Here is a 26,999-nt window from a genome sequence, read left to right on the forward strand (position 1 = left end):
GACGCAATGTTCGAAATCCAGCCGATGAACGCTGACACCTACCGGCAACAGACGCGGCGCAGCACGGTCATCATTGCCCTGATCTTCCTGGCGCTGGCGATGCTGCTGTCCACGGCGGCGGTGGCGCTGTTCGGCACGCCTGGGGGCGACAATCTACGCTTCAACGTCGGTGGCGTGTTTGTTGCCGTGCTGGCGATGGTCGTGCTGATGCGCAAGGTGTTCTGGCGCCAGGCGTGGATGGCGCCTGCGGTCTACAGTTGGCAGCTCAAGCGCAGCCTGATGAGCATCACCAATGTCATGCATCATGTAACGGCTGCCGTGGAACGGGGTGATCCGGTTGCGATGAAGCTGTTGCGTTTCTACCATTTGGGCTTGAACCAGATGCATCAACTCGATGGAAACTCCAGTGACCATGGCCAGTTGATCCGCGAAATGGACCAGCACAAGGAACGGATGCAAGCGCAGGGCATCGAAATCCAACAGACTCGGCTGGATCCGGCGTGGCTGGAGGCGGTCAAGCAGGTGTCGCGCTAACATCATGGCGAGCCCGGCTCGGGCATAGTGAGCAAAAACGGCGATCAGGAAGGTTCGTCCGTCATCGACACAGGGAGCACCATGGGACATCCATTGATCAACGATCAAATTCAAATGCTTCGGTCAGCCGTGCCAAGGCTCAAGGTCCGCTCGGCGGTGACCTTGCTGATGGCGGTGTGCCTGTCGATGGTGGCTATCGTGATCTGGGAAGCCTGGAGCTCACGCCAGTACCACCTGCATGACAAGGAAGTGGTGATGTCCAACCTTGCGCAGACGCTGGCTTCGCAAGCACAGGCAACGATCAAGCAGGCCGATACGCTGCTGTTCACGTTGGTCGATCGTCTGGAACACGACGGCGTGGATCAATCCCGGCTGCCGGCATTGCTCAATGCCCAGCGCAGTGAGTTGAGCCAGCTCCATGGCTTGTTCGTTTTCGACGAAAAAGGGCAGTGGCTCGCCAATTCCAATGGCGCCGGCCAAACCGGCGTCAACAATTCCGACCGCGAATACTTCATCTTCCATCGCGACAACCCCAGCCGTGGGCCGCACATCGGGCCGTCGATCAAGAGCCGTTCGAGCGGCGAGTGGATCCTGACGGTTTCGCGTCGGCTCAATCATCCCGACGGCAGTTTTGCCGGCGTGGCACTGGCGACGATCTACCTCAGTCATTTCCTGCAGCTCTACGACAGCATCGACATGGGCAGCAACGGCGTGATCACCCTGATCGCCGACAACGCCAGCATTATCATTCGCCGACCCTTCAAGGAGACGGATATCGGCAGCAGTCTCGCCAAGAGCCCGTTGTTCACCCGGTTGCTGCCCAAGGGCGATGCGGGCACGGCCACGATCACGTCGGTCGTCGACGGTGTCGAGCGGGTGACGGGGTACCGCCGGGTCGAGGGTTATCCACTGATCGTTTTTGTCGCGCTGAACAAGGATGAAGTGCTGGCCAGTTGGCGCAAGGAAACGCTGCTCAGCGCCGGCATCGTCACGCTGTTGCTCAGTGTTCTCGGGGTACTGGGGTTCCGGCTGATCAAACTGATGAAGCAGCAGAACCTGGCGCAGGTCGAGTTGCTGGACACCCAGGACAAGCTCCTGGAGGTCAATCGCAACCTTGAAGGCCTGGCCCTCAAGGATGCGCTGACGGGGCTGGCCAACCGGCGTCAGCTCGACGCGTTCATCGATGCCGAAATGGGCCGTGCCCGGCGTAGCCAGAGCGAGTTGGCGCTGCTGATGATCGATGTCGATCATTTCAAACCGTTCAACGACCGCTACGGTCACCTGGCTGGTGATGAGTGTTTGCGCAAGGTCGGTGCGATCATCACCGACAACATCAAGCGCCCCGGTGACCTGGCCGCCCGTTATGGTGGCGAGGAGTTTGCAGTGGTGCTGCCCGGCAACGACTACGTGGGGGCATTCCTGGTGGCGGAGAAAATCCGTCGCGCGGTGCTGCAGGCTGAAATTGCCCACAGCGACAGCCCGGAAGGCGCCGTCACCGTCAGCGTTGGCGTGTGTGCCAGCAATGGTGCGTCCCAGGTTCGCTCCGAAGACCTGATCGGTGCGGCGGACAAGGCGCTGTACGTGGCCAAGGCCAGTGGGCGCAATATGAGTGTGATTGCCAACTGAGGCTCAGGCGTCAGGCAAACCGGTCCGTTCCCTGTGTAGGAGCTGCCGCAGGCTGCGATCTTTTGATCCTGGTTTCAGGTTACCCGCCGCAATCGCCACTGCCTGATCAATCGAAGATAGACCAACACATTGATCACCAACACCACGCTGCCCAAACCCAGTTGAATGGTCGGCGTAAGGCCCGCCGGGTAAATCACCGGCCAAATGTAATGCTCGATGAACCCACCGCCATAACCGGTTTGCCCGGCTCCATGGCGCATGTGGTTTTCCCAGTCGGTCAGCGGGCAGGGCAGGTGGAAGAACTCCACCGCCATCCCCCACAGCGCAGCGGGCGGATGCCACCAGATCAGGTGGCGCCATTTGAGTATCAGCAGCCCGCCGAACACGACAAACACAATGAACGACAGGTGAAACAGCATCAGCCCGTCGGCGGCGATTCGGTACAGCATGTCGGTGCCCCTGAAGGCTGATCGAATCGCTCCATGGTACTCGGGCCGCAGGCCGACGCTCTATCGATTGTCGCGATCCAATGTCCTGAGCACGCCTTTCAAACGTGCGGTCATTGATTCGCTGCTGCATTGCATCGGTGCGCGCAGTTCGTCTCCGATCAAGCCTTGCAGGGCCAGCGCGGTTTTCACCGGGGCCGGGTTGGGTTCCAGGAACAGGCTGTTGATCAGCGGCAGCAGACGGAAAAACGTGGCGCGGCCTTCAGCCAATTGGTTGTCGCGGATCTGCCGGTGCAACTGCACGAACAGTTCCGGATGGACATGCGCCGACGCGGCAATCGCGCCTTTGGCGCCCAGGCACAGGGCATTGAAGATCTGGTTGTCTTCGCCACACAGCACGTCGACCTGGCCGCTATCGAGCAAGGCGAGGGTGTTGGAGAAGTTACCGCCGCAATCCTTGATCGCGACGATCCGCTCGTGGGCGACGATGTTGAGCAGGGTCGACTGTTCGAAGGCCACGCCGGTTCGGTAGGGGATGTCGTAGAGAATCAGTGGCACGCTGGAGGCATCGGCGACCGTGCGGAAAAACGTTTCGAGGCCGGCCTGGGACGGGCGGATGTAATACGGCGCCGGCACCAGCAGGCCCGCCACCGGGCGCTTGAGAATCTCGCTCTGGAACTGCAACAACTCGGTCAGGTTGTTGCCGGCCAGGCCCATGACCACCCGTTGCGCCGGCACCAGCTCCAGCACCGCATCCAGCACTGCCAGTTGCTCATGTTTGCCCATCGCCGCCGGCTCGCCGGTGGTGCCGCAAACGATGAGGCCGTCGATACCTTTTTCCAGCAGATGGCTGACCAGCCGGCGCAAGCCGACGAAATCGATGGCGCCGTTGTGGAAGGGGGTGACCAGTGGAACCCAGATACCCTGAAACGCTGACATGCTTTTTTCTCCTGATGGTTGACCGATTTCGTCACCGTCAGGGGCATGGAAGGAGAGTAAGCAAGGGGAGTGTGGTCCGTCGCGCTCAATGTCCTGTCAGCTCATCTGACGGGACAGCGCGCCCCGGTCACATGAGCGACTGTTTCTTCGATTTGAGGGCGTGCGCAACGCAACCTTGCGCCTTGGCAATCAAGCCAATGACGGAAGAGTCGAGATTGAAGGTTGCGGACATACTTGTTTACACCCTGAGTGAGGCGCCCAGTTTTAAAAGCCGGCGCGCCTTTTGTCAATCACGAAAATCAGCGAACTCGGCGCGCATCCGGCCATTGTGCTTGGCCTTGTAGAGCTGATGATCGACCTGCTCGACGAACTCCAGGGCGGTGGCATGCATCGACGCCAGGGTGGTGCCGACGCCGAGGCTGATACTCAGCAGCTTCGACACGTTCGAGAATTCATGGGGGATCTGCTGCTGGCGAATCAGGTGCAGGCACTTGTGCGCCACCAGCCGTGCGGATTCGGCATCGGTTTCCGGCAGCAGCCAGACGAACTCTTCACCGCCGATCCGGGCGATGAAATCCCGTGGCCGGTTCGCCGCCAGGGACAAGGTTTGCGCGACGCGGCGCAGGCATTCGTCGCCCTTGATGTGGCCGTAGTGGTCGTTGTACTGCTTGAAATAATCGATATCCAGCACGATCACCGACAACGGCAAGCCGTTACGCTGGGCCGTGTTCCACTCGCGCTCCAGCACGGTATCGAACATGCGGCGGTTGGCGATGCCGGTCAGGCCGTCCTGGAAGGAATACTCTTCGAGCTGCTTTTGCAGGCGGATCAGGTGCTCTTCGGTTTTCTTGCGCTCGCTGATATCGAACATGAACCCCACCAGCGCCTCGACTTCGCCGTCCTTGCGCACCACGTGCACCACATCGCGGATCCACACGTACTCGCCGCTTTCGGTCAGTGCGCGATAGTCGGCCTCGTGATCGATGCCGGCCCGCGATTGCGAGACACAGAAGTCCATCACGTAGTCGCGGTCATCCGGGTGCATGCGCTCGACCCAGTCATTGACCGAGGCCCAGCTGTGCTGCTTCCAGCCCAGCAGTTCTTCGATCTGTGGCCCGATGTAGCTGAAGGTCATGGTTTTCCAGTCGATGCGCCAGGGAATGGCTTTGGTCGACTCAAGCAGGGTTTTGTAAACGTCGCGGTCGGTTTCGACTGAACTCATGAAGGGCCTGCCTCGATGAAAAATGCAGGGCCATCATGTTGTTAGCACTTTGGCGAATCAAGCGGGCAGCCGATGAATGGCACGCAGGCGTATCAGTGAGCAAGATTGTTCAAGCCTTTGGCCGCCACAGCTGGCAAAGTCTCAGGTCTTTCCCTGTCTGTAGAACGTCATGCCCAACTCACTCATGCCGCGCAGCGCCTTTCTGCGCGGGGCTGCGGCGATCATGCCGCTGTCCCTGGCCACCGCGCCCTGGGGCCTGCTGGCCGGTTCCATGGCCATCGAAGCCAACCTCACGCCCCTGCAAGGGCAGGGCCTGTCGGGCATTGTGTTTGCCGGTGCGGCGCAACTGGTGGCCATCGGCATGCTCAAGGGCGGTGCCGGGATCTTTTCGATCTTGCTCACCACCTTGCTGCTGACCTCCCAGCATTTGCTTTACGGGATGAGCATGCGCTCGGTGATTTCGCCATTGCCGGGGCGCTGGCGTGCGGGGCTGGGGTTTTTGCTCACTGACGAGCTGTTCGCCCTGACCAGCCAGCACGACAAACAGCAATTCAACCGCTGGTACGCCCTGGGCGTGGGCCTGACGTTCTACATCGCCTGGAACCTCTTCACCCTGGCGGGCATTGTGCTCGGCAGCAGCATTCCGGGCCTTGAACACCTGGGCCTGGATTTCTCCATCGCGGCCACCTTCATTGCCCTGATCACCCCGGTGGTACGCAACGTGCCGACCGTGGTGTGCGTGGCGGTGTCGCTGTTTTGCTCGGTACTGTTCAGCTACTGGCAATGGGGTTCAGCGCTGGTGCTGTCGGGGCTGGCGGGGATGACCGCCGGGTTTGTCTGCAATAAATTCTACGGTGGACGCACATGATGGTCTGGGCTGTGATTGTCGGAATGGGCGTGTTGGTGTTCCTCAACCGCTACGTTTTTCTCGAACCGCGCCTGCCGGTGCGCCTGAGCAGCAATGCCCGGCAATTCCTCGGCTTTGCCGTGCCGGGCATGTTGACGGCAATCTGTGGGCCGATAGTGTTCATGCCGGAAAAACAGCTGAATCTACACTGGGACAACCCCTATCTGATCAGCTCGTTGGTGGCGGTGGGACTGGTGCTTTACACGCGCAATACATTGCTCAGCATGCTGCTGAGCATGGGCTTTTTCTTTTTGCTGCGCTGGTGGCTCTGAGCGGAGCAGGGGAACTGATCTACGCTTAAAGTTGACGACCGATCCCTTCAGGAAGAGAGGCGAACATGGCCAATGAACCCAAGCGTCCGGACCCGGAAGAGGACGTGGACGAACCCACGGAAGAAGAAATTGAGGAGCAGAAGCGTTCGGTACCGGACTGGAAGCATCCTGACGACGGTAAGGAACTGTCAGAGCCTGACCGCAAGTTCTGATCACCCCAAACGACAAAGCCCCGTCATTGTAGGAGCGAGCTTGCTCCGGGCGGCGATCCGACGATGGTCGTTAACGATAACGCGTGTTTACTGGCTGAACGCGGCGCTCTTGAGTCCATCGCGAGCAAGCTCGCTCCTACAATTTCCTTAACTGAGCAGCATTACGCCATTGAGTGGGGCTCTGTCGTTATTGATAAGTTCATGGCACTTGTTCAATTAACGCAGCGCCCTGGTTCCTGACATTGCCGACGGCCTTGTCCACCTTGTACCACTCAAATACATCACTGACCTCGCCCTGGGATAACGCCATTTCCTCGGCTCTTTCCTTGGGCGTGGCCGGGTCCAGCCATTCCCGCGCCAGCTCGGGGGAGAACACCACCGGCCGCCGGTCATGCACGTCAAGCAGGCCGCCTGCGCCGTCCGCCGTGAGGATGACGAAACCGTCGTGCTCCCTGTGCGGGGCTCCGCCGATGGGGTATTGGCCGATGGCCGCGCAGAAAGCCGGCGCCCGGTCCCGTCGCCGGATCAACCAAGGTTGTTTGTTGCCGTCACCGGCATCCACCCATTCAAACCAGTTATCGATCGGACAGAGCGCGCGATGCGGCCAGATTGCCCGGAAGTACGGGCCATGGGCGACTTTCTCGACCCGGGCATTGATCGGCTCCGCGCGATCCGTCGCCCAGTGCGGCCGCCAACCCCAGCGCACGGCGTCGGCGTGCAGCCGCTCGTTCTCCAGGTGCAGCAGGGCGAGTGGCGTGGTGGGCGCAGCGTTATAGTGCGCCAGGGGTTCGTTGCCGACGTGGTTGACCAGCGCGTCGGGGATGCTCAGCACCGCCACGAAGTCGTGAATCCCGCGGTATTGCGACAGTCGTCCGCACATGGCCTGACACTCTGGTTGAGCGTTTTTTCAGTTTAGTAGGTGGCGACGAAACAGGCTGGGCAAGCGTCGGAACCAAAGCCTGTGTACCTTATCCAACCTCGGCCCGGCGTCTCGGGTGAAGGACTCCTGCCAATTTGAATTTCAATCGTGATGGTCTGGCCCAAGGCAAAAGATGAAACAGTTGTTCAAGTGTTTAACGGTGTGTGCTCTGGCAGTTGGCTTGCTGGGCTGTATTGCCGCACCCATTGCAATGACGCCGCAGACCGAACAACGTTTGCAGGCGCAACCGCCCATCCGTTTTCTGCTGACGTTCGATGACGGTCCCAGTGCATCGAGTTGGTGGAATCCGACCGTCACGGTGCTTGAGAGCCTGGCGCAAAACCCGCTGCAGCCGGGGATCAAAGCCGTGTTCTTCGTGCAAACCCGCGCGCCGCGAGCCGGTGGCAGCGAATTGGGCCGGGATATCATGCGGCGCGAACACGCTGAAGGTCACATCCTGGGCTTCCACACGGCAACGCCCTGGCACACCAACCATCGCTCGCTGGAGCCGCAAGAACTGGAGCAGGCCCTGACCGATGGCAGCGCCGACATCGCGGCGATCACCGGCGCCCCTCCAACCCTGCTGCGCCCGCCATTCTGGAACTACGACAAGCGCACCTTCGCCGCTTATCAGCAGCATGGCCTGCACGTGCTGCTCACGGACTTGAGCGCCAATGACGGCAAGATCTGGGGCTTCAACGCCAGCCCCCGGCGCCGTTCGCACATGCTGCGCTCGATGTCTGAAGTGCGCGAACGCATGGCTCGTGGTGAATTGCCGGTGGTCGACGGGGTGATTCCGGTCGTGGTGACGTTTCACGACCTCAACCGCTATACCGCCCGGCATACCCGTGAATACCTGCAGATTCTGCTCGACAGCGCCCGGGAGACCGGCGTGAAAACCGCGGACAAGCCGTTTTACGACGAACAGGCTGCGCTACAGCGGGCGGCCATGGCGCGAACCGTGCGCGATGGCTCGCAGCCCGTCGAGTTGCCGGGGTTCTGGAACTGGATCTGGGGCGGGAACGCCCGTTAAACCGAACAGGAATGAGCGCTGGTTAACAGTAATTGCGAATGATTTTTTGTGCAGATTCGCAAAGTGTATCTATTCTGAAACGGATCCAATCCGATCAACTGCCGCCGAGGCATCGGTCATGGTTCCTATTTCAGTGCTTTGCAACATCGTAGAGTCCGGTTTTGAGCCACTGTCGTGCGAGTGCACCGAGAATCTCGGGCTGCTGCGCATCGAAGTCCGCGACCCCGTCGCCGGGCGGGTGGAGCTGCTGATCAGCGGTGTCTCGACAGCCGAACTGACCAGCGTGCGCGCCATCTCTGATTTTATCGGTGAGTTGCGTACCGAGATGAAGGCAGGGCACCGGGCTTTTGCCGGCTGATCGAATGTAACCACCGTCCTGTGGCGAGGGAGCTTGCTCCCGCTGGGGCGCGAAGCGGCCCCCCTCCCAAATAAAAAAAACGGTCCTTACGTTCATGTCCGGGAAACCGGGAAACGGCTTTTAGGGCCGCTACGCAGCCCAGCGGGAGCAAGCTCCCTCGCCACAGGTATTCAATGCCTCAAGTTGCCCGCGGCAGCAGCTCATCAATCATCCGCAAACAATGGCTCAACCCCGGCGAAACATCGCCCACCCGTCGGCTGAGGATGATCGGCGAGGTCGCGTTGTCTTCCAGCAAGGGTGTGAAACCGATGTCGTCGCGGTGCAGCAACTGCACCGAGGCCGGTACCAGCGTGACCCCGATTCCCGCCCCCACCAGACCGATCGCCGTTTGCAGTTCGTTGGTCCACTGCGCGACGTGGATGCTCACGCCATAGGACTCAAACAGCGCGATCACATGGTCGGCGTAACTCGGCCGTGGATTGCCGGGGTACAGCACAAAGGGTTCCCTGGCCAGTTCCCGCAGGCTGATGGGCCCGGCGAGCAACGGATGGCCGGCGGGCAGGGCGGCGACCAGGCGGTCTTCAGTGAGCACGGTCTGGACGATGGCCGGGTCGTCGATGCGGATCCGCCCAAAACCGATGTCGATACGCCCGGCCTTCAATGCCTGCACCTGTTGCAGGGTGGTCATTTCCGACAGGCCCAATTCCAGCTCCAGCGGTTCGCCACTGCGTAACCGGCGGATCAGCTCCGGCAGCACGCCATACAGTGTCGAGGGCGCAAAGCCGATACCCAGCCAGGTCTTTTCACCCAGGCCGATACGCCGTGTGTTGTCGCAGACCTTGTTCAGTTGTTCGAGCAGGGCGGTGGAGTGCTCATGGAAAAAACGCCCGGCGTCGGTCAACTTCAGCGGGCGGCCGCGCTCCAGCAACATCACCCCCAGTTCGTCCTCCAGTTGCTGGATCTGCCGGCTCAACGGCGGTTGGGCGATGTGCAGGCGCTCGGCGGCGCGGGTGAAGTTGAGGGTTTGAGCCAATACCTGGAAATAACGCAGGTGCCGCAGTTCCATGGGGCCTCCGGATTTTCAATTGAATACCTTTAAGGTATCAAGCCAGACCAATTCTATATTGGCCGCCCGGAAAAAGCCGTATGAGAATCCGACTCAGAACTTCAAGAACCTGACGGGTATCGAAATGCTTGCAACCGCCATTGAGTCGATCGAGACGATCATCGTCGATCTGCCGACTATCCGCCCGCACAAACTGGCCATGCACACCATGCAGAACCAGACCCTGGTGATCGTTCGCGTGCGTTGCGCCGACGGCGTCGAAGGCATCGGCGAATCCACCACCATCGGTGGCCTGGCCTATGGCAATGAAAGCCCGGACAGCATCAAGACCAACATCGACACGCACTTCGCCCCCTTGTTGATCGGCCAGGACAGCGGCAACGTCAACGCCGCCATGCTGCGCCTGGAGCGCAGCATCCGTGGCAACACCTTCGCCAAATCCGGTATCGAAACCGCGCTGCTCGACGCCCAGGGCAAACGCCTTGGTCTGCCGGTCAGTGAATTGCTCGGTGGCCGCGTGCGTGATGCGCTCCCCGTCGCCTGGACCCTGGCCAGCGGTGACACGGAAAAAGACATCGCCGAAGCGGAAAAAATGCTCGACCTGCGCCGCCACCGCATCTTCAAGCTGAAGATCGGAGCCGGCGAGGTCAATCGCGACCTGGCCCACGTCATCGCCATCAAGAAAGCCCTGGGTGACCGTGCCAGCGTGCGTGTCGACGTCAACCAGGCGTGGGACGAAGCCGTCGCGATACGTGCCTGCCGAATTCTCGGCAGCAACGGCATCGACCTGATCGAACAGCCGATCTCGCGCAACAACCGCGCCGGCATGGCCCGCCTGAACGCCATGAGCCCGGCGCCGATCATGGCCGACGAATCCATCGAAAGCGTGGAAGATGCCTTCAACCTGGCCCGCGAAGGCGCAGCCTCGGTGTTCGCCCTGAAGATCGCCAAGAACGGCGGCCCGCGCGCCGTGTTGCGCACCGCCTCCATCGCCGAAGCGGCCGGTATCGCCCTGTACGGCGGCACCATGCTCGAAGGCGGCCTGGGCACGATGGCGTCGGCCCATGCCTTCGTCACCCTGAACAAACTGGCGTGGGACACCGAACTGTTCGGCCCGCTGCTGCTCACCGAAGACATTCTCAGCGAACCGCTGGTGTATCGCGATTTTGAACTGCACGTGCCGAAAACACCGGGCCTTGGCCTGAGCCTGGATGAGGAGCGCCTAGCGTTCTTCCGTCGCGACAAGACCACTCATCAAGCCTGAGGAGAGCATTATGCTGTTTCACGTAAAAATGACCGTGAACCTGCCGGTCGACATGAATCCGGAGGCGGCAGCCAGGCTCAAGGCTGACGAAAAAGCCCTGGCCCAGCGCCTGCAAGAGCAGGGCAAGTGGCGTCACCTGTGGCGCATCGCCGGGCACTACGCCAACTACAGCGTGTTCGATGTCGACAGCGTTCAGGAACTGCATGACCTGCTGATGCAATTGCCATTGTTTCCCTACATGGCCATCGAAATCGACGCGATGTGCCGGCATCCTTCTTCCATCCGTGACGATGACCGCTGAGCCCTGCCTGCTCAGCGCTACGCTAATAATTACAAGATGAGGAACCCTGAAAAATGAACGTCAAAATTTCCCACACTGCCGAAGTCCAGAAATTTCTCGAAGAAGCCAGCGGCCTGCTCAACGACGCCGGCGATCCACGGACCAAGGCGCTGGTCTACCGCATCCTGCGTGATTCGGTGAATATCATCGAAGACCTGGCCGTGACCCCGGAAGAGTTCTGGAAAGCCGTCAACTACCTCAACGTGCTGGGCGCGCGCCAGGAAGCCGGGTTGCTGGTGGCCGGTATTGGCCTGGAGCACTACCTCGACCTGTTGATGGACGCCGAAGACGAACAGGCCGGCAAGACCGGTGGTACCCCGCGCACCATCGAAGGCCCGCTGTACGTGGCCGGTGCGCCGTTGTCCGAGGGCGAGGCGCGCCTGGATGACGGCGTCGATCCGGGCGTGACCCTGTTCATGCAAGGCCGCGTGTTCAACACTGCCGGCGAACCCTTGGCCGGAGCCGTGGTGGACGTCTGGCACGCCAACACCGGTGGTACCTACTCGTACTTCGATGCCACGCAGTCGGAGTTCAACCTGCGTCGCCGCATCGTGACCGACGCCGAAGGCCGCTACCGTTTCCGTAGCATCGTGCCATCAGGCTATGGCTGCCCACCGGACGGTCCGACCCAGCAACTGCTCGATCAACTGGGCCGTCATGGCCAGCGCCCGGCGCACGTGCACTTCTTCATTTCCGCACCGGATCACCGCCACCTGACCACCCAGATCAACCTCGACGGCGATCAATACCTGCACGACGATTTCGCCTACGCCACCCGCGACGAACTGATCGCCAAGATCACCTTCAGCGACGATCAGCAGCGCGCAGCGGCCCATGGCGTGAGCGGTCGCTTTGCCGAAATCGACTTCGACTTCACCCTGCAGTCCTCGGCCCAGCCGCAAGAACAGCAGCGCCACGAGCGGGTCCGCGCACTGGAAGACTGATAATCCGCGCTCCCCTGTAGGAGCGAGCTTGCTCGCGATGGACGTCAACGATGACGCTGGGTGCCTGATGCCCCGCGGCGTCCTCAAGTCCATCGCGAGCAAGCTCGCTCCTACAGGGGTTCGGCTCTAGAATGGACTGACGCAACTCATAACAACGAGAGTGACCTGATGATGCAAGCGCAACTGTTGAGTCAGCGCAGCCGGGTGTTCGACCATGCCGACCCTTACGCCGTGTCGGGCTACGTCAATCAGCACGTCGGTAACCACTGCATTCTCATGCCCCGTGCCGGCAGCCCGCTGGCCAGCCTCGATCATCGCAAATTCGCCAGCCTCGACCTGTGCCGCATCAGCTACGGTGCCAGTGTGCGCGTAACGTCCGGTGCACTGGACAGCATTTATCACCTGCAAGTGCTGCTGCGCGGCAACTGCCTGTGGCGTGGACACGGCCAGGAGCATTACTTCGCTCCCGGCGAATTGCTGCTGATCAACCCCGACGATCCGGTGGACCTGACGTACTCGGCCGATTGCGAGAAATTCATTCTCAAGGTCCCGACCCGCTTGTTTGAATCAGTCTGCGATGAGCAGCGCTGGCGTTATCCGGAGCAGGGCGTGCGGTTTCTGGAAAACCGTTATCAGCTCAATGAGCTGGAAGGTTTCGTCAACCTGTTGGCGATGATCTGCCAGGAAGCCGAATCCACCGAGCAGATCCCCAGGGTGCAGGAGCATTACACGCAGATCATCGTCAGCAAGATGCTCAGCCTGATGAAGACCAACGTCAGTCGCCTCGATCCGGGCTCGCAGACAGCCACGTTCGAAGCGATTGCCGATTACATCGCCCATAACCTCAAGCAGGACATCGACAGCGAAGCACTGGCGCGCCAGGCCCACATGAGCCTGCGTTCGCTGTATGGACTGTTCGAACGCAATGCCGGTGACACGCCGAAGAACTACATCCGCCGCAAGCGCCTCGAGTGCATCAACGCCTGCCTCAGCGACCCGACCTGCAACGTGCGCAACATCACCGAAGTGGCCATGGACTACGGCTTCCTGCACCTGGGACGGTTCTCCGACAGCTACCGCAAGCAGTTCGGCGAATTGCCGTCCGATACCCTCAAACGCCGGTATTGACCGGGGACTTCATACGATTTGCGCAAACGCCTCGAAACCCTGTGGGAGCGGGCTTGCCCGCGAAGGCGGTGTGTCAGGCAAGATATACGTCGACTGACACGGCCTCTTCGCGGGCAAGCCCGCTCCCACAGGTTCTGTGTCGTAGCGGACAAGTATTTCTCCACGCCGGCTTCTGCCAACCTCCACCTGCACAAAACGGATAAAGGTCTGCACCCCGCGGATACTCCCGCCTGATCCACCGTCCTAGCATGACCCCTGCCTGAACAATAACAATGGAGGCGGTGGCCATGACCCTGCGACCCGAATATTTGCATTCCCTGCTTGAAGACGATCCCGAGCAGGGCCTCTATCGCTGCAAGCGCGAGATGTTCACCGACCCGCGTCTGTTCGATCTGGAGATGGAACACATCTTCGAAGGCAACTGGCTGTACCTGGCCCACGAAAGCCAGATCCCCAACATCAACGACTTCTACACCACGACCATGGGGCGCCAGTCGATCTTCATCGCGCGCAACAAGGACGGTGTGCTCAACGCCTTCATCAACGCCTGCAGCCACCGTGGCGCGACCCTGTGCCGGCACAAGTCCGGCAACAAGAGCTCCTACACCTGTCCGTTCCACGGCTGGACCTTCAACAACTCCGGCAAGCTGCTCAAGGTCAAGGATCCGGCCAACGCCGGTTATCCCGCGAGCTTCAACTGCGAAGGCTCCCACGACCTGACCCGCGTTGCGCGGTTCGAGTCCTATCGCGGCTTCCTGTTCGGCAGTCTCAAGGCCGATGTTGTGCCACTGGTCGAGCACCTGGGCGAGTCGGCGAAGATCATCGACATGATCGTCGACCAGTCCGCCGATGGCCTGGAAGTGCTGCGCGGCTCCTCCAGCTACATCTACGAAGGCAACTGGAAACTCACCGCCGAAAACGGCGCCGACGGCTACCACGTCAGCTCCGTGCACTGGAACTACGCGGCCACCCAGAACCAGCGCAAGCAGCGTGAAGCCGGTGACACCAACCCGACCATGAGCGCCGGCAGCTGGGCCAAGCAGGGCGGTGGTTTCTATTCCTTCGACAAGGGCCACATGCTGCTCTGGACCCGTTGGGCCAACCCCGAGGACCGCCCGCTGTACGAGCGCCGCGATGAGCTGGCGCAGGATTTCGGCAAGGCTCGCGCCGACTGGATGATCGAGAACTCGCGCAATCTGTGCCTGTACCCCAACGTGTACCTGATGGACCAATTCAGCTCGCAGATCCGTATCGCCCGGCCGATCTCGGTCAACCGCACGGAGATCACCATCTACTGCATCGCCCCCAAAGGCGAGAGCGACCACGCCCGTTCCAGCCGGATTCGTCAGTACGAGGATTTCTTCAACGTCAGCGGCATGGCCACGCCGGACGATCTGGAGGAATTCCGTTCCTGCCAGACCAGTTACCAGGGCAGCGTCACCACCTGGAACGACATGTCACGTGGCGCCGAGCACTGGATCGAAGGTGCAGACGAAGCCGCCAAAGAGATCGACCTGCACCCGCTGCTCAGTGGTGTGCGCACCGAGGACGAAGGCCTGTTCGTGCTGCAACACAAGTACTGGCAGCAGACCATGCTCAAGGCCCTGGCGGCCGAACAATCGAAACTGATCGCCGTGGAGGACGTGCAATGACGATTTCCCATGACACCGTGCGCGACTTTCTCTACCGCGAAGCGCGTTACCTCGACGACCGCCAGTGGGACGAATGGCTGGAGCTGTACGCACCGGATGCGACGTTCTGGATGCCGTCGTGGGACGACAACGACGAGTTGACCGAGGACCCGCAACGGGAAATCTCGCTGATCTGGTACGGCAACCGCACCGGCCTGGAAGACCGCGTCTTCCGCATCAAGACCGAGCGCTCCAGCGCCAGCGTGCCGGACACCCGCACCTCCCACAACATCAGCAACATCGAGCTGCTCGAACAAGCCGACGGACTGTGCAAGGTGCGCTTCAACTGGCACACCCTGAGCTTTCGCTACAAGACCGTCGACAGCTATTTCGGCAGCAGTTTCTACACCCTCGACGTGCGCGGTGAAAACCCGTTGATCAAGGCCAAGAAAGTGATCCTGAAGAACGACTACGTTCGTCAGGTCATCGATGTTTACCACTTGTGAGGCTGGCGTCATGACCCATTCCATTGCGTTCAATTTCGAAGATGGCGTCACCCGTTTCATCGACGCCAACGTGGGCGAGACCGTGGCCGATGCCGCTTACCGCCAGGGCATCAACATCCCGCTGGACTGCCGCGACGGTGCCTGCGGCACGTGCAAGTGTTTTGCCGAAGCCGGCCAGTACGATTTGGGCGAGGAGTACATCGAAGACGCCCTCAGCCCTGAAGAGGCCGCGCAGGGTTTTGTCCTGACCTGCCAGATGCGCGCCCAGAGCGATTGCGTGGTGCGTGTACCGACGTCCTCCGAGGTCTGCCGCACCCGTCAGGCCAGCTACGACGCGACCATCAGCGCCGTGCGCCAGCTGTCCGACAGCACCATCGCCCTGTCGATCAAGGGCGAAGCCCTGAGCAAACTGGCGTTCCTGCCGGGGCAGTATGTGAACCTGGGAATCCCCGGCAGCGAACAGACCCGTGCCTACTCGTTCAGCTCGTTGCAGCGCGATGGCGAAGTCAGCTTCCTGATCCGCAACGTGCCCGGCGGCTTGATGAGCAGTTTCCTCACCGGCATGGCCAAGGCCGGCGATTGCATGAGCCTGGCAGGTCCCTTGGGCAGTTTTTATCTGCGCGACATCCGCCGGCCGCTGTTGCTGCTGGCCGGTGGTACCGGGCTGGCGCCGTTCACCGCGATGCTGGAGAAGATCGCCGAGCAGGGCAGCGATCACCCGCTGCATCTGATCTACGGCGTGACCCACGATTTCGACCTGGTGGAAATCGACCGCCTCGAAGCCTTTGCCGCGCGCATCCCCAACTTCACCTTCAGCGCCTGCGTCGCCAGCCCCGAGAGCCAGCATCCGCTCAAGGGCTACGTGACCCAGCACATCGAGCCAAAGCATTTGAATGATGGCGACGTCGACGTCTACCTGTGCGGCCCGCCGCCGATGGTCGAGGCCGTCAGCCAGTTCATTCGTGAGCAAGGCATCGCGCCTGCGAACTTCTACTACGAAAAATTCGCCGCCAGCGCGGCTTGATCCGACCCAATGTGGGAGCGGCGGTGCGGCGATCCGACTTGCTCGCGAAGAGGCTGGAACATTCGGCATTGATGTCGTCTGTAAGTCCGCTTTCGCGGGCAAGCCCGCTCCCACAGTTGATGGGGGGCGGCCGCTGATTCTGTGCACGACACAGATCCATTGTGGGAGCGGGCTTGCCCGCGAAGGGGCCGGAACATTCAGCATCCAGGTTGCCTGTGAGTCAGCAATCGCGAGCAAGCTCGCTCCCACAGGATTGGGTATCGCCCGACACATCGTCATTGACCGATGAGGTACACATGAACAGATTTCACGAAAAAGTCGCGCTGATCACCGGCGCTGCCCAAGGCATCGGGCAGCGGGTGGCCGAGCGCATGGCAGCCGAAGGGGCGAAGCTGATCCTGGTGGATCGTTCCGAGCTGGTGTTCGAAGTGCAGCAACAATTGGCCGCGACCACTCAGGTGTTGGCCCTGACCGCCGACCTTGAGCAATACGACGAATGCAGCCGGGTGATGCAAACCGCCGTCGAGCGCTTCGGGCGCCTCGATGTGCTGGTCAACAACGTCGGCGGCACCATCTGGGCCAAACCGTTCGAGCACTACGAGGCATCGCAGATCGAGGCCGAGGTGCGTCGTTCGCTGTTCCCGACCCTGTGGTGTTGCCATGCCGCGCTGCCGTTCATGCTGGAGCAGGGCAGCGGGGCGATCGTCAACGTCTCTTCCATCGCCACCCGCAGCCTCAACCGCGTGCCCTACGGTGCGGCAAAGGGTGGGGTGAATGCCTTGACCGCTTGTCTGGCGTTCGAAACCGCTGGTCGTGGCGTGCGGGTCAACGCCACGGCGCCTGGCGGCACCGAAGCACCACCGCGACGCATACCCCGCAATGGTGACGGGCAGAGCGAGCAGGAAAAACTCTGGTACCAGCAGATCGTCGACCAGACCCTCGACAGCAGTCTGATGAAACGCTACGGCACCCTGGATGAGCAGGCGGGGGCTATTCTGTTTCTGGCCAGCGACGAAGCGTCCTATATCACCGGCATGGTCATGCCCGTGGGCGGCGGCGATCAGGGCTGACGCGAGCGACGAGCAACCCCATCGGCAAACGGAGTCATGGTGATGAGTGACAAACCCACGATCGTGCTGGTCCATGGTTTCTGGGGCGGTGCCGCCCACTGGAACAAGGTCATCGTCAAATTGCTCAGCCGGGGCGACACGCACATTCGTGCCGTCGAATTGCCGCTGACTTCGCTGGCTGATGATGCCGAGCGTACGCGCAAGATGGTCGCCCAGGTGCCCGGTCCGGTGCTGCTGGTGGGGCATTCCTATGGCGGCGCGGTGATCACCGAAGCCGGCGATCAGCCGAATGTGGTCGGGCTGGTGTACATCGCCGCGTTCGCCCCGGACGCTGGTGAAAGCCCCGGCGGTATCACGCAACGGCACCTGCCTGCGGCAGCGGCCAACCTGACGCCGGACAGCGACGGTTATCTGTGGGTCAAGCCCGAGCTCTACCACGAGAGCTTCTGTCAGGACTTGCCGGCGACCGAAGGGTTGGTCATGGGCCTCACCCAGAAAGCGCCGCTGGCGAGTACCTTCGGCGATACCATTGGCACGGTGGCCTGGAAGAACAAGCCATCCTGGTATCAGATCTCGACCGCAGACCGGATGATCGCGCCACAGAACCAGCAATGGATGGCCGCGCGGCTCAACGCCCGGGAGATTCTGACCTTGAACGCCAGTCATGCGTCATTGGCGTCGATGCCCGCCGAAGTGGCGGCCTTGATCGACAGGGCTGCGACGGCGTTGGCTAAAACCTAGGGTTGGCAAGGGAATTTCCATGGCGACGTCTGGTCGGTATTTTGGAGAAGGGCGGGTGTAAGGTAAACAAGTCAGCCTGATAGCACTGCCCAGGAGGAGGTGACCATGAACGTTTCGATGCTGAACAAGATGCATATGAACGGCTATGACGTACTCAGCGTGAACAACGGCCCCTGGCGGGTATGCACCCGGAGTGACCGGCTTGGCTCGTTCAACAGTCGAGAGGAGGCACTGGCGTTTGCCGCGTCACTGCCCGGCTACAGGGCGCGTGCCGGCCGCCATCAAACAAAATGACGTCAATCTCCTGTAGGAGCGAGCTTGCTCGCGATGGACGTCAACGATGACGCGCCCTGTCTGAATGAACGCGTTGTCCGGACGTTTATCGCGAGCAAGCTCGCTCCTACAGTGTTAATAGCCACCGCCTCCACTGGGGCGGGAGGGTTCCCGGGCCTTTTGCTGCGTGTGACTCCATTGCGCGCAGGTCATGAAGCCCTTGTGGTCGACCATGCCGCGGCCATCGAAACTGACGTTGTATGCCTGCTGATGGCCTTCGTGAGTCAGTTTGTAGTCAAAGCAGGTACCGGGTTCAACGGTACGATCGGTGACCGCCAGGGGCTGGCCGCCGATTTGCCGGACTTGCTCGCGGGTCATGCCGGTGTCGACTTTCGCCACCAGCGGCTGGTCCTGATAGATCGAGTGGGTGCTGCAGCCTGTCAACGCGGTCAGTGCGACGACCAGCGTGAATAGAGGCCTGTTCATGGCAGCGCTCCCGCTATTGAGCCTTGTTGCGGCTAATGACTTTGGCTTTCACTTCCTCAGCATAGCCGGACAGTTTTTCTTCATCACCCTGAAACAAGGCACACAGTCTTTGCACGGCTTGCGCGTCGACTTCGCTGCCGAGCTGGCGCAACTGCTGTTCTATGCGCAAAAGCTCTACCGCCGACCAGCGCAAATCTGACGCAAGCCCTTGCAGATCACGCCGAAGTTGCTGTTCCGATTCGTTAAGCCACATGATGATCTCCTGAACGCTGCATTCCGCAATTTTAGACCCGTTTACCGGACCGGATGTTGTGTTCATCTGAATCAGCGGGGTTTCCTTTGGTCGGGAAAAGCGAACGGGAAAATGCGCTGTCTGCTCTAGGGGGCGTTCTCACGGCAGGACAATGTCAAATGACCGCCTGCAAGGAACTAACTGGGCGAAGTGATATCAATGACTCGCCGAATCGTCGGGATGGATGTGCGGTCAACGGCAAGCTACATTTTCTCTTTTCGAATTTAAGGAAGCAGCATGCGGATGTTGATGGGGGGAGTCGCGCTGGCATTGCTGGGCGGATGTTCGTTGCCGGCGTCGCTGGTACCGGGCGAGCCGAATTTCAGCAAGCACAGCGAGAAGACGCCAAAAGAGTATGCGGCGTGCGTTTTGCCCGCCTGGCAGACGGAAGTATCGAATACGACCCAGATTTCGATTTCCAACGGCTACCGGATCACCGCACCGAGCGTGATAACAGCCGATGAAGTGCTGGATATCGTGAAACACAAGGACGGCAGCCGGGTTTCGTTGTATCAGGGGCCGCCTTGGGCCAAATCCGGCGACCTGCGCAAAATCGTGCGCGACTGCCTGTAAGTGTGAGAGCGTGAAAATCGGTCACCCACCGTTTTGCGCCTGAACCGAGAGAAACCGGATACCTGGCGTGCATCCGGTTTTTTTATAGGTCTCAGTCTGAAAGGTGGGTCGCAGGAATGATCTGCTCACTGGCCTGGGCGCTGCTTTTCCTTTCCCGACGCTCGTTCATCCAGCTCTCCACCTTGACGCCGAATTCTGCCGGGGCCTTGCGCCCGAATTTCCTGGCGATGTCGAGGATGGTTTGCTGGGCGAGGGCCTCTTCCATGCGTTTTTGCGCAACCATCATCGCCCCATGGACCGCACACGGACCGTCCAGTGCCCATGCCGGCGGGGTGCCATCAAACACGGCGCAACGGCCACGGATCTCCCGACAGTCGAAGATCGACTTGCGACCGTCGATGGCGTTGACGATATCCAGCAGGGTGATTTCGTCGGCGGGCCGGGCCAGCTTGAAGCCTCCGCGCATGCCTTCGGTGGCAACCACCAGCTTGCCTTTGGCCAGCTTGGTGAAGATCTTCGCCAGATAGTCCAGGGGAACGCCTTGCAGTTCGGCCAGGTCGCGCACGCTCGCTTCGCGCGAATCGCCGCCGTTGCCGACGAGAAAAAGCAGGCAGTGGATGCCGTATTCGACACCTGCGCTGTAAAGAGACATACAAATCTCCGACTTGATTAGTCGCCAATTCTAGCAGCCGAGCCTAAGCCAGGCAACGAATCGTCGCGTCCTGAAATTTTTTTGTCCGCTCGAAAAGTCCTTGTCATGCACGTTCTTGAGGCTTTTCTGCCGAGGCATCGACGGGATCGATGGCAGCCATCCAAAAAAACCGGTTGCAGGATTTAACTTGGATCAATAGAGTCGTAGTTGTTCGGGCGGCACAGGTCGACCATTCTCGAAAAACACCGACTTGATGCCGGCTCCCGATGAGCGTGACTCACAACCCTTGTTTATCCCCTGGAGTTAAAGATGAAACAGCACATTCTGGTGATCGGCGCAGGTTTCGGTGGTATGTGGACCGCTTTGAGCGCCACGCGCCTGTTCGACATACATGGCCACAACGACGTTGAGGTGACCGTGCTGGCGCCCCAGGCCGAGCTGCGTGTGCGTCCGCGCTTCTACGAACCGAACGCCCACCAACTGGCTGCGCCGATCGGCGATCTGTTCGATGCTGTCGGGGTCAGGTTCATCAAGGGCGCGGCGCAGACCATCAATGTCGAGCAAAAACAGGTCGGCTATGTCGATGCCGCCGGTGCCCGACAGGTCTGCAGCTACGACAAACTCGTTCTGGCCACCGGCAGCGGCCTGGCTTCGCCAAACATTCCGGGCGTGGCCGAACATGCGTTCGACGTCGACCAGATCGAACAGGCCGTGCGCCTGGAAAACCACCTCAAGGCGCTGGCCAATCAGCCTGAAAGCAAGGCGCGCAACACGGTGGTGGTGGCCGGTGGCGGTTTCACCGGGATCGAAACGGCGACTGAAATGCCGACCCGCCTGCGGGCCATCCTCGGCGACCGTGCCGACATCAATGTGATCATCGTTGACCGTGGCGATAAAATCGGCGGCTCGATGGGCGAGGAAATCGCCGAATCGATCGTCGAGGCCAGTGTGGCAACCGGTGTGAAATGGCACCTGAAAGCCTCGGTCGTGTCGGTCGATGCCAACGGCGTCACCCTGTCCGACGGTGCGCGTATCGATGCCAGGACCGTGGTCTGGACCACCGGCGTTCGCGCCAGCTCCCTGACCGAACAGATCCCGGCCGAACGCGATCGCCTGGGCCGCCTGCATGTCGACGCTCACCTGAAAGTGATTGGCCAGGACGACATCTTCGCCACCGGCGACGTGGCTTACGCAGCCAGTGACGAGATCGGCAACTACGCCCTGATGACTTGCCAGCACGCGATTTCGCTGGGCCGTCATGCCGGCAACAACGTTGCAGCGCAGATCCTCGGTGTCGACCCGACGCCGTACAGCCAGCCCAAGTACGTGACCTGCCTGGACCTCGGCGCCTGGGGCGCGGTCTACACCGAGGGTTGGGACCGCCAGGTCAAGTTGGTCAAGCATGAGGCCAAGGCATTGAAGACCCAGATCAACACCCAGTGGATCTACCCACCGGCGGCAGATCGAGTCACCGCACTGGCTTCGGCGGATCCGATGATTCCTGTGGCTTGATTGATTCGAACATCGCGTCTGAACAAGACAATCCCGCTCGGGTTCGCCGAAGCGGGATTTTTTACGTCTCGATTGCCTGCGTGAAATTAACCGTGTATTTTTTCATGAAATTAAAAATACAAAATTTCACGAGGCCATATGTTTCAGCAATCCACCCGGCATGTCGCCAGTTACTACGCCCATAGCTGCGCCGATCGACTGGTCAATCGCACCGCACTGGAAGGTGAGCAAGACACCGAAGTGCTGATCATCGGGGCCGGTTTCAGTGGATTGCACACGGCGTTGCGCCTGGCGCTGGCCGGCAAGCGCGTGACCGTGCTCGAGGCCAGCCGGGTGGCCTGGGCCGCGTCCGGGCGTAATGGCGGGCAGGCGATTCTCGGTTGGTCGTGCGACATGCCACCGCTGGAAGCGGCGCTGGGATACGAGCGGGCGCGGCGATTGTGGGACGGCATGCGCTGGGCCGCGCGCGAATTGCGTGATCTGCCTGGCCGCCATGAGTTCGATTGCGACTATCGCGCCGGCCATCTCTGGACTTCGGTGATGCCGCGGCGAGTGGGGCTGCTGACCGAGTGGCAGCACGAGGCCAGCCACAAGTGGGGTCACGACAAACTGCAATTCATCCCCCGGCAACAGCTGCCGGAATGGGTGGCCAGCGAGCGTTATCAGGCCGGCCTGTTCGACCCCGAGGGCGGGCATTTGAACCCGCTGAAACTGGCGCTGGGTCTCGCGGATGCAGTTGAGCGGGCTGGCGGTCGTATCTACGAGCAAAGCAAGGCACTGAGTTATGGCGAGGAGGGCGAAGGCTTTGTGGTGACGACCGAACGCGGTCGTATTCGCGCCGATGTGCTGGTGCTGGCGTGCAACGCCTACCTCGATCGGCTCGACCCGCAACTGGCCAGTTGCGTGTTGCCGGTCGGCACCTATCAGGTCGCGACCGCGCCGCTCACCAAGGACCAGGCCACTGCGCTGCTGCCGAGCAACGTGTGCGTGACCGACAACCAGTTCGTGCTCGATTATTTCCGCCGCACCCCGGATAACCGCCTGCTGTTCGGCGGCGGTTGCACTTACCTGGGCGGGATGCCCAAGGACATCGCCGCGGCGACCCGGCCGTTCCTGGAGCGAGTGTTCCCGCAGCTCACGGGCGTGGCGCTGGAGTTTGCCTGGGGTGGACACATCGACCTGACCCTCAAGCGCACGCCGGATATCGGGCGGCGCGGCGATCTGTACTGGATGCAGGGCTATTCCGGGCATGGCGTGCTGCCGACACTGGCCGCGGCGCGGGCGGTGTCCGACGCGATCCTCGGTCAGCCCGACGAACTGTCCCTGTACCAGGGCCTGAACAACGGCAGTTTTCCCGGCGGCAAATACCTGGCCGCGCCGCTGGAAGCCATCGGCAAGGCCTGGTATCGACTGCGCGACAGCATTTGAAGCGACACTTTCTGGAAGCCTCAAGATGGACATGCAAGAAGAGATCTCGGCGCTGGCGATCCTGATCCAGGACCTGCGCAAGCACAAGAAGTACACCCTCAAGGAACTGGCGGACAAAATCGGCCGCTCCGTCGGTTTTCTGTCCCAGGTCGAGCGCGGCCTGTCGCGCCCGACGGTGGCGGATCTGACCGCGATCAGCGAAACCCTCGGCGTGCCGACCACCTATTTCTACAGCCTGCCCAAACCCATGGCGTTGTCCTGGGTCACCCGCCCGGACGAGCGCCGCACGCTGTACTACGCCGACGGCATCACCGACATCCTCGTTTCGCCAAAAATGCGCGCGTCGTTCTCGATGCTTGAAAGCCAGCTCGAACCCGGCGCCAGCAGCGGCGACCGGCACATGAAGGACAGCTCGGAGCAGGGCGGTTATGTCCTCGAAGGGCAACTGACCCTGTGGCTCGACGACAACGAACCGGTGACCCTGCATCCCGGCGACAGCTTTCAACTGGCCAGCCATGCGCACTGCCGCTACGGCAACCTGTCCGACCAACTGACCCGCGTGCTTTGGGTTTACACCTGATAACAACAAGGAACAAGACGATGGATGCCGTGTGCTCTGAACTGCTGGCCGAAGTTCGCAACTTCCGCCACTGCAACCCCGAAGTGCGTTATGTCGACCTGATCTCCCTGGACATTCCAGGGCATTTCTACGGCAAGCGCTACCCGATCGAGATGCTGGAGAAAGTCGCTGCCGGCAGTGCACTGAAACTGCCGCAAAACTGCGTGCTGCTCGGCACCCAGGGCGGGCTGTTCAAGATTGGTGACTACTGCTTCAACGATGGCGACCCGGATGCGTTGCGGCGTTTGGTGCCTGGCACCTTGAAGCTGGTGACTTGGGAAAAGCAGCCTCTGGGCCAGATGCTGATCACCTCCGACGGCACGGAAAAACCCATCGAATTCGAACCCCGTGAAGTGCTGGCCCAGGTGCTGAACCGCCTGCACCGCAAAGGGATTTTCCCGGTGGTGGCCTTCGAGCTGGAGTTTTACCTGTTCGACAGCCGCTTGAAGGACGGCCTGCCACAGTTCCCCCGCGATGAATTGACTGGCGACGCCGATGATCAGCCGAACATGCACATCGAACGCTTGTCGCGCTTCGCCCCGGTGCTCGATGAAATGGTCGAGACCGCGCGCGCCCAAGGCATCGATGCCACGGTGATTACCGCCGAACTCGGCCCGGGCCAGTTCGAAATCAACTTCGGCCATTGCGATGACGGCCTGCGTGCCGCCGACTGGGCCGCCCTGTTCTGTCGCAGCACCCGGGGGGTGGCGCTCAAGCACAACCTGCGCGCCAGCTTCATGGCCAAACCCTACTTGCAACACCCCGGCAGTGGCATGCACGTGCACGTCAGCCTGTATGACCAGGCCGGCAACAACCTGCTGGCGGCCAACGGTCAGCGGGCGCTGCGCCATGCCGTGGCCGGTTGCCTGGAGGTGTTGCCGCACTGCATGCCGATCTTTGCCCCGAACCACAATGCAATGCGTCGCTTGAGTGGCACGGTGAACGTGGCGTCCCGCGCCAGTTGGGGCTTCGAGGATCGCGATGCGTGCTTGCGCATTCCGGAGTCGGACGTCAAGAACCTGCGCATCGAACATCGCCTGGCGGGCGCCGATGCCAACCCGTATCTGGCGCTGGCGGCGATCCTGGTGGGGTTGGAGCAGGGCCTGGAAGGGGAGCGCGAGCCGATTGCACCGCTCAACGAAGACCGCAGCAGTGGCATCGATTTCCCGTTGGAAATGCTCGAAGCGGTGCAGTCCATGCAACATCATTCAGCCGTGCGCGAAGGCTTGGGGGCGGAGTTTGTGGACGTCTATTGCGAAAACAAACGGCAGGATCATCTGGCATTTCTGCATGACATCAGCGCGCGTGAGTACCGCTGGTTCTTGTAGTCACCCTTAGAAAATATGTGGATATATAAGGGCTTAGAGCGTTTAGTAACTGGATAGTGAATTAAAATATCTTGTTACAGGCCGAAATATTCCGTAATATCCGCGCCGCGTTCACCACCACGGTTTATGCATTTTTAAGTCCCGGGCGTCCATCAGCTGCCCGGGATTTTTTTTGCCTGATTTTTGTTGATTGCCATTGGTGGCGAGGGAGCTTGCTCCCGTTGGGCTGCGTAGCAGCCCTAAAAATCGGAATTCATACTGTCAGGCGTCAATTGGGTTCGCTTCGCGACCCTACGGGAGCAAGCTCCCTCGCCACAGATTGTGTGCGCCGCTTCATCAGCCAGTAATAACTCACCGCCGGCACCAGCAACCCGACCACCCACGCCAGATCCACCCCGTCCAGCGCCGTGGCCACCGGGCCGACGTACAGCGTGGTGTTCATGAACGGAATTTCCAGGGCGATCGCCAGCAGGAAACTGCCGCAGGCAATCCGGTTGACTCGCCCGTAGATCCCGTCCAGGTCGAAGATGTCGTCAATCCGGTACTGGCCTTTGCGCAGGCAGTAGTAGTCCACCAGATTGATCGCTGTCCACGGGATCAGGAAGTAGCTCATGAAGAAGATGAAGTTCAGGAAGAAGTTGATGAAGTCGTCCTGACTGATGGTGCACAGGGCCGTGGCCACCAGGCTGATCAGCAGCATGAACACACCGCGCACCCGCGGCGTCACCTTGAGTCGGGCGAATGGCTCGATCACGGTGATGGTCGACATGAACGCGCCGTATAGGTTGAACACGTTGATCGACACCTGGCCATAGACGATGAAGGCGAACAGCAGTACTGCGCCAGTGCCGAACAGACCGGCGACATGCCCGCCGACGTTGCTGGAAAAGTTGCCGATGCCGACGCTCAGGATCGCCCCGAGAATCATCATCCACGCACCACCGCTGACCGTGCCGGCGTAGCTGTACCAGAACACTTGCGCAGTCGGTGTGTGGCTCGGCAGGTAGCGCGAGTAGTCGGCGACATAAGGCGCGTAGGACAGTTGCCAGGTCACGGCGATGCTCACCGCCACCAGGAACTTCGACAACGAGAAACCGGTCGGCAGCCATTGTTCGACCGGGATCGGCAACTGCAAGGCGAGCACCGTGGCGGCCACGAACACCACCAGCGACAGGATCGACAGCAGCTTCTGCAAGCGGTGAATCAACCGATAGCCATAGAGGGCGACGACAAAGCACAACGCGCCGATCAGGTAGATGTTGCCGGACATCGGCAGCGGGCTGACGGACTCCAGCGCCTGGGCCGCGAGCAAGGTGTTGCTGACGAAAAAACCCAGGTAAATCAGCATCACGAACAGCAGCGGCAACACCGCCCCCAGCACGCCGAATTGCGCCCGGCTCTGGATCATCTGCGGAATGCCCAGCTTCGGTCCCTGGGCCGAGTGGGAGGCCATGAAAATCGCCCCCAGCAACGAGCCGACAATGATCGCCAGCGCACTCCAGAACAGGTTGAGCCCCATCACCACCGGCAACACGCCGGAGGCGATGGTGGTGATGTTCATGTTGGCGCCGAACCAGATATAGAACAGCGAACCCGGTTTGCCGTGGCGTTCGGTGTCGGGGATGAAATCGATGCTTCTTTTTTCGACTTGCAT

31 protein-coding genes are annotated in these 26,999 nt (G+C 60.8%); 22 read left to right on the forward strand and 9 right to left on the reverse strand.

The window, feature by feature from the left end:
• Positions 1 to 6: 6 nt before the first annotated feature.
• Together BSF40_RS27570 and BSF40_RS27575 are read left to right on the forward strand one after the other, a co-directional pair.
• Positions 7 to 534 carry a DUF3087 domain-containing protein gene (locus BSF40_RS27570; RefSeq protein ID WP_095967678.1) on the forward strand — a complete coding sequence of 176 codons (528 nt, stop codon included), beginning with the start codon at positions 7 to 9 and terminating at the stop codon, positions 532 to 534.
• An 81-nt stretch (positions 535 to 615) separates the two neighbouring features.
• Positions 616 to 2,160, forward strand: a complete 1,545-nt coding sequence (locus tag BSF40_RS27575) for a sensor domain-containing diguanylate cyclase (RefSeq protein ID WP_095967679.1) — start codon at positions 616 to 618, stop codon at positions 2,158 to 2,160.
• A 74-nt stretch (positions 2,161 to 2,234) separates the two neighbouring features.
• On the opposite strand, the gene BSF40_RS27580 is transcribed toward BSF40_RS27575, so the two are convergent.
• The 3 genes from BSF40_RS27580 to BSF40_RS27590 form a co-directional block, all read right to left on the reverse strand.
• Positions 2,235 to 2,609 carry a DUF2784 domain-containing protein gene (locus tag BSF40_RS27580; protein ID WP_095967680.1) on the reverse strand — a complete coding sequence of 125 codons (375 nt, stop codon included), beginning with the start codon at positions 2,607 to 2,609 and terminating at the stop codon, positions 2,235 to 2,237.
• Between the two features lie 60 nt (positions 2,610 to 2,669).
• On the reverse strand, positions 2,670 to 3,545 hold the full coding sequence (dapA, locus tag BSF40_RS27585; protein WP_095967681.1) for a 4-hydroxy-tetrahydrodipicolinate synthase: 876 nt from the start codon (positions 3,543 to 3,545) through the stop codon (positions 2,670 to 2,672).
• 286 nt (positions 3,546 to 3,831) lie between these two features.
• Positions 3,832 to 4,767, reverse strand: coding sequence for a sensor domain-containing diguanylate cyclase (locus BSF40_RS27590; protein ID WP_095967682.1), 936 nt, complete (start codon positions 4,765 to 4,767; stop codon positions 3,832 to 3,834).
• Positions 4,768 to 4,936: 169 nt separating this feature from the next.
• On the opposite strand from BSF40_RS27590, the gene BSF40_RS27595 reads away from it, so the two are divergent.
• The 3 genes from BSF40_RS27595 to BSF40_RS32820 all read left to right on the forward strand — a co-directional run bounded on the left by BSF40_RS27595 (position 4,937) and on the right by BSF40_RS32820 (position 6,158).
• Positions 4,937 to 5,635: an AzlC family ABC transporter permease gene (locus BSF40_RS27595; protein ID WP_095967683.1), complete on the forward strand. Its 699-nt coding sequence runs from the start codon at positions 4,937 to 4,939 to the stop codon at positions 5,633 to 5,635.
• Positions 5,635 to 5,946, forward strand: a complete 312-nt coding sequence (locus BSF40_RS27600; RefSeq protein WP_015095729.1) for an AzlD domain-containing protein — start codon at positions 5,635 to 5,637, stop codon at positions 5,944 to 5,946. The genes BSF40_RS27595 and BSF40_RS27600 overlap by 1 nt, the downstream gene beginning before the upstream one ends.
• Before the next feature lie 65 nt (positions 5,947 to 6,011).
• A complete protein-coding gene (locus BSF40_RS32820; RefSeq protein ID WP_172435763.1) occupies positions 6,012 to 6,158 on the forward strand; it encodes a hypothetical protein in 147 nt (48 codons plus the stop codon).
• Positions 6,159 to 6,357: 199 nt separating this feature from the next.
• On the opposite strand, the gene BSF40_RS27605 is transcribed toward BSF40_RS32820, so the two are convergent.
• Positions 6,358 to 7,038 (reverse strand): SOS response-associated peptidase family protein, encoded by a 681-nt coding sequence (locus BSF40_RS27605; protein WP_095967684.1) that lies wholly within the window; start codon positions 7,036 to 7,038, stop codon positions 6,358 to 6,360.
• 172 nt (positions 7,039 to 7,210) lie between these two features.
• On the opposite strand from BSF40_RS27605, the gene BSF40_RS27610 reads away from it, so the two are divergent.
• Positions 7,211 to 8,110 carry a polysaccharide deacetylase family protein gene (locus BSF40_RS27610; protein WP_095967685.1) on the forward strand — a complete coding sequence of 300 codons (900 nt, stop codon included), beginning with the start codon at positions 7,211 to 7,213 and terminating at the stop codon, positions 8,108 to 8,110.
• 118 nt (positions 8,111 to 8,228) lie between these two features.
• Positions 8,229 to 8,468 carry a DUF1652 domain-containing protein gene (locus BSF40_RS27615; protein WP_095967686.1) on the forward strand — a complete coding sequence of 80 codons (240 nt, stop codon included), beginning with the start codon at positions 8,229 to 8,231 and terminating at the stop codon, positions 8,466 to 8,468.
• A 178-nt stretch (positions 8,469 to 8,646) separates the two neighbouring features.
• Here the strand turns inward: BSF40_RS27615 and BSF40_RS27620 are convergent, their stop codons facing one another.
• The gene (locus BSF40_RS27620) at positions 8,647 to 9,534 is read right to left on the reverse strand and encodes a LysR family transcriptional regulator (RefSeq protein WP_095967687.1); all 888 of its coding nucleotides are present in this window, start codon (positions 9,532 to 9,534) and stop codon (positions 8,647 to 8,649) included.
• A 124-nt stretch (positions 9,535 to 9,658) separates the two neighbouring features.
• Between BSF40_RS27620 and BSF40_RS27625 the strand changes: the two genes are divergently transcribed.
• From BSF40_RS27625 to BSF40_RS27670, 10 genes are all read left to right on the forward strand, one after another.
• Positions 9,659 to 10,798 carry a muconate cycloisomerase family protein gene (locus BSF40_RS27625; RefSeq protein ID WP_172435764.1) on the forward strand — a complete coding sequence of 380 codons (1,140 nt, stop codon included), beginning with the start codon at positions 9,659 to 9,661 and terminating at the stop codon, positions 10,796 to 10,798.
• A 10-nt stretch (positions 10,799 to 10,808) separates the two neighbouring features.
• Complete coding sequence (gene catC / locus BSF40_RS27630) at positions 10,809 to 11,099, forward strand: muconolactone Delta-isomerase (protein WP_007978984.1); 291 nt, start codon at positions 10,809 to 10,811, stop codon at positions 11,097 to 11,099.
• A gap of 53 nt (positions 11,100 to 11,152) precedes the next feature.
• Complete coding sequence (gene catA, locus BSF40_RS27635) at positions 11,153 to 12,082, forward strand: catechol 1,2-dioxygenase (RefSeq protein WP_095967689.1); 930 nt, start codon at positions 11,153 to 11,155, stop codon at positions 12,080 to 12,082.
• Positions 12,083 to 12,250: 168 nt separating this feature from the next.
• A complete protein-coding gene (locus tag BSF40_RS27640; protein ID WP_095967690.1) occupies positions 12,251 to 13,210 on the forward strand; it encodes an AraC family transcriptional regulator in 960 nt (319 codons plus the stop codon).
• Between the two features lie 287 nt (positions 13,211 to 13,497).
• Positions 13,498 to 14,862 carry a benzoate 1,2-dioxygenase large subunit gene (benA, locus tag BSF40_RS27645; protein WP_095967744.1) on the forward strand — a complete coding sequence of 455 codons (1,365 nt, stop codon included), beginning with the start codon at positions 13,498 to 13,500 and terminating at the stop codon, positions 14,860 to 14,862.
• On the forward strand, positions 14,859 to 15,347 hold the full coding sequence (gene benB, locus BSF40_RS27650) for a benzoate 1,2-dioxygenase small subunit (protein WP_095967691.1): 489 nt from the start codon (positions 14,859 to 14,861) through the stop codon (positions 15,345 to 15,347). Before benA ends, benB begins: the two co-directional genes overlap by 4 nt.
• Before the next feature lie 10 nt (positions 15,348 to 15,357).
• Complete coding sequence (benC, locus tag BSF40_RS27655; RefSeq protein WP_056723552.1) at positions 15,358 to 16,371, forward strand: benzoate 1,2-dioxygenase electron transfer component BenC; 1,014 nt, start codon at positions 15,358 to 15,360, stop codon at positions 16,369 to 16,371.
• A 296-nt stretch (positions 16,372 to 16,667) separates the two neighbouring features.
• The gene (locus BSF40_RS27660; RefSeq protein WP_095967692.1) at positions 16,668 to 17,441 is read left to right on the forward strand and encodes a 1,6-dihydroxycyclohexa-2,4-diene-1-carboxylate dehydrogenase; all 774 of its coding nucleotides are present in this window, start codon (positions 16,668 to 16,670) and stop codon (positions 17,439 to 17,441) included.
• 42 nt (positions 17,442 to 17,483) lie between these two features.
• Positions 17,484 to 18,182, forward strand: coding sequence for an alpha/beta hydrolase (locus BSF40_RS27665; protein WP_095967693.1), 699 nt, complete (start codon positions 17,484 to 17,486; stop codon positions 18,180 to 18,182).
• A 105-nt stretch (positions 18,183 to 18,287) separates the two neighbouring features.
• Entirely contained in the window at positions 18,288 to 18,476 is a 189-nt protein-coding gene (locus BSF40_RS27670) for an SPOR domain-containing protein (RefSeq protein ID WP_095967694.1), read from the forward strand.
• Between the two features lie 114 nt (positions 18,477 to 18,590).
• On the opposite strand, the gene osmE is transcribed toward BSF40_RS27670, so the two are convergent.
• Both osmE and BSF40_RS27680 read right to left on the reverse strand, forming a co-directional pair.
• The gene (gene osmE, locus BSF40_RS27675; RefSeq protein WP_095967695.1) at positions 18,591 to 18,941 is read right to left on the reverse strand and encodes an osmotically-inducible lipoprotein OsmE; all 351 of its coding nucleotides are present in this window, start codon (positions 18,939 to 18,941) and stop codon (positions 18,591 to 18,593) included.
• Positions 18,942 to 18,954: 13 nt separating this feature from the next.
• Complete coding sequence (locus tag BSF40_RS27680) at positions 18,955 to 19,194, reverse strand: hypothetical protein (protein ID WP_095967696.1); 240 nt, start codon at positions 19,192 to 19,194, stop codon at positions 18,955 to 18,957.
• Between the two features lie 276 nt (positions 19,195 to 19,470).
• Between BSF40_RS27680 and BSF40_RS27685 the strand changes: the two genes are divergently transcribed.
• Complete coding sequence (locus BSF40_RS27685) at positions 19,471 to 19,806, forward strand: hypothetical protein (protein ID WP_095967697.1); 336 nt, start codon at positions 19,471 to 19,473, stop codon at positions 19,804 to 19,806.
• A 91-nt stretch (positions 19,807 to 19,897) separates the two neighbouring features.
• Here BSF40_RS27685 and BSF40_RS27690 read toward each other — a convergent pair whose 3' ends face one another.
• Positions 19,898 to 20,458 (reverse strand): Rrf2 family transcriptional regulator, encoded by a 561-nt coding sequence (locus BSF40_RS27690; RefSeq protein ID WP_095967698.1) that lies wholly within the window; start codon positions 20,456 to 20,458, stop codon positions 19,898 to 19,900.
• Positions 20,459 to 20,767: 309 nt separating this feature from the next.
• Here BSF40_RS27690 and BSF40_RS27695 point away from each other — a divergent pair, with 309 nt between their 5' ends.
• From BSF40_RS27695 to BSF40_RS27710, 4 genes are all read left to right on the forward strand, one after another.
• On the forward strand, positions 20,768 to 21,970 hold the full coding sequence (locus BSF40_RS27695; RefSeq protein WP_095967699.1) for an NAD(P)/FAD-dependent oxidoreductase: 1,203 nt from the start codon (positions 20,768 to 20,770) through the stop codon (positions 21,968 to 21,970).
• A gap of 138 nt (positions 21,971 to 22,108) precedes the next feature.
• Positions 22,109 to 23,398, forward strand: coding sequence for an FAD-binding oxidoreductase (locus tag BSF40_RS27700; RefSeq protein ID WP_095967700.1), 1,290 nt, complete (start codon positions 22,109 to 22,111; stop codon positions 23,396 to 23,398).
• Positions 23,399 to 23,423: 25 nt separating this feature from the next.
• A complete protein-coding gene (locus BSF40_RS27705) occupies positions 23,424 to 23,978 on the forward strand; it encodes a helix-turn-helix domain-containing protein (RefSeq protein WP_007976194.1) in 555 nt (184 codons plus the stop codon).
• Positions 23,979 to 23,998: 20 nt separating this feature from the next.
• Positions 23,999 to 25,345 carry a glutamine synthetase family protein gene (locus BSF40_RS27710; protein ID WP_095967701.1) on the forward strand — a complete coding sequence of 449 codons (1,347 nt, stop codon included), beginning with the start codon at positions 23,999 to 24,001 and terminating at the stop codon, positions 25,343 to 25,345.
• A 268-nt stretch (positions 25,346 to 25,613) separates the two neighbouring features.
• Here the strand turns inward: BSF40_RS27710 and BSF40_RS27715 are convergent, their stop codons facing one another.
• Positions 25,614 to 26,999 carry a cytosine permease gene (locus BSF40_RS27715; protein WP_095967702.1) on the reverse strand — a complete coding sequence of 462 codons (1,386 nt, stop codon included), beginning with the start codon at positions 26,997 to 26,999 and terminating at the stop codon, positions 25,614 to 25,616.

Source organism: Pseudomonas sp. ACN5, from assembly GCF_002303975.1.
GTDB classification, from domain to species: domain Bacteria; phylum Pseudomonadota; class Gammaproteobacteria; order Pseudomonadales; family Pseudomonadaceae; genus Aquipseudomonas; species Aquipseudomonas laurylsulfatiphila.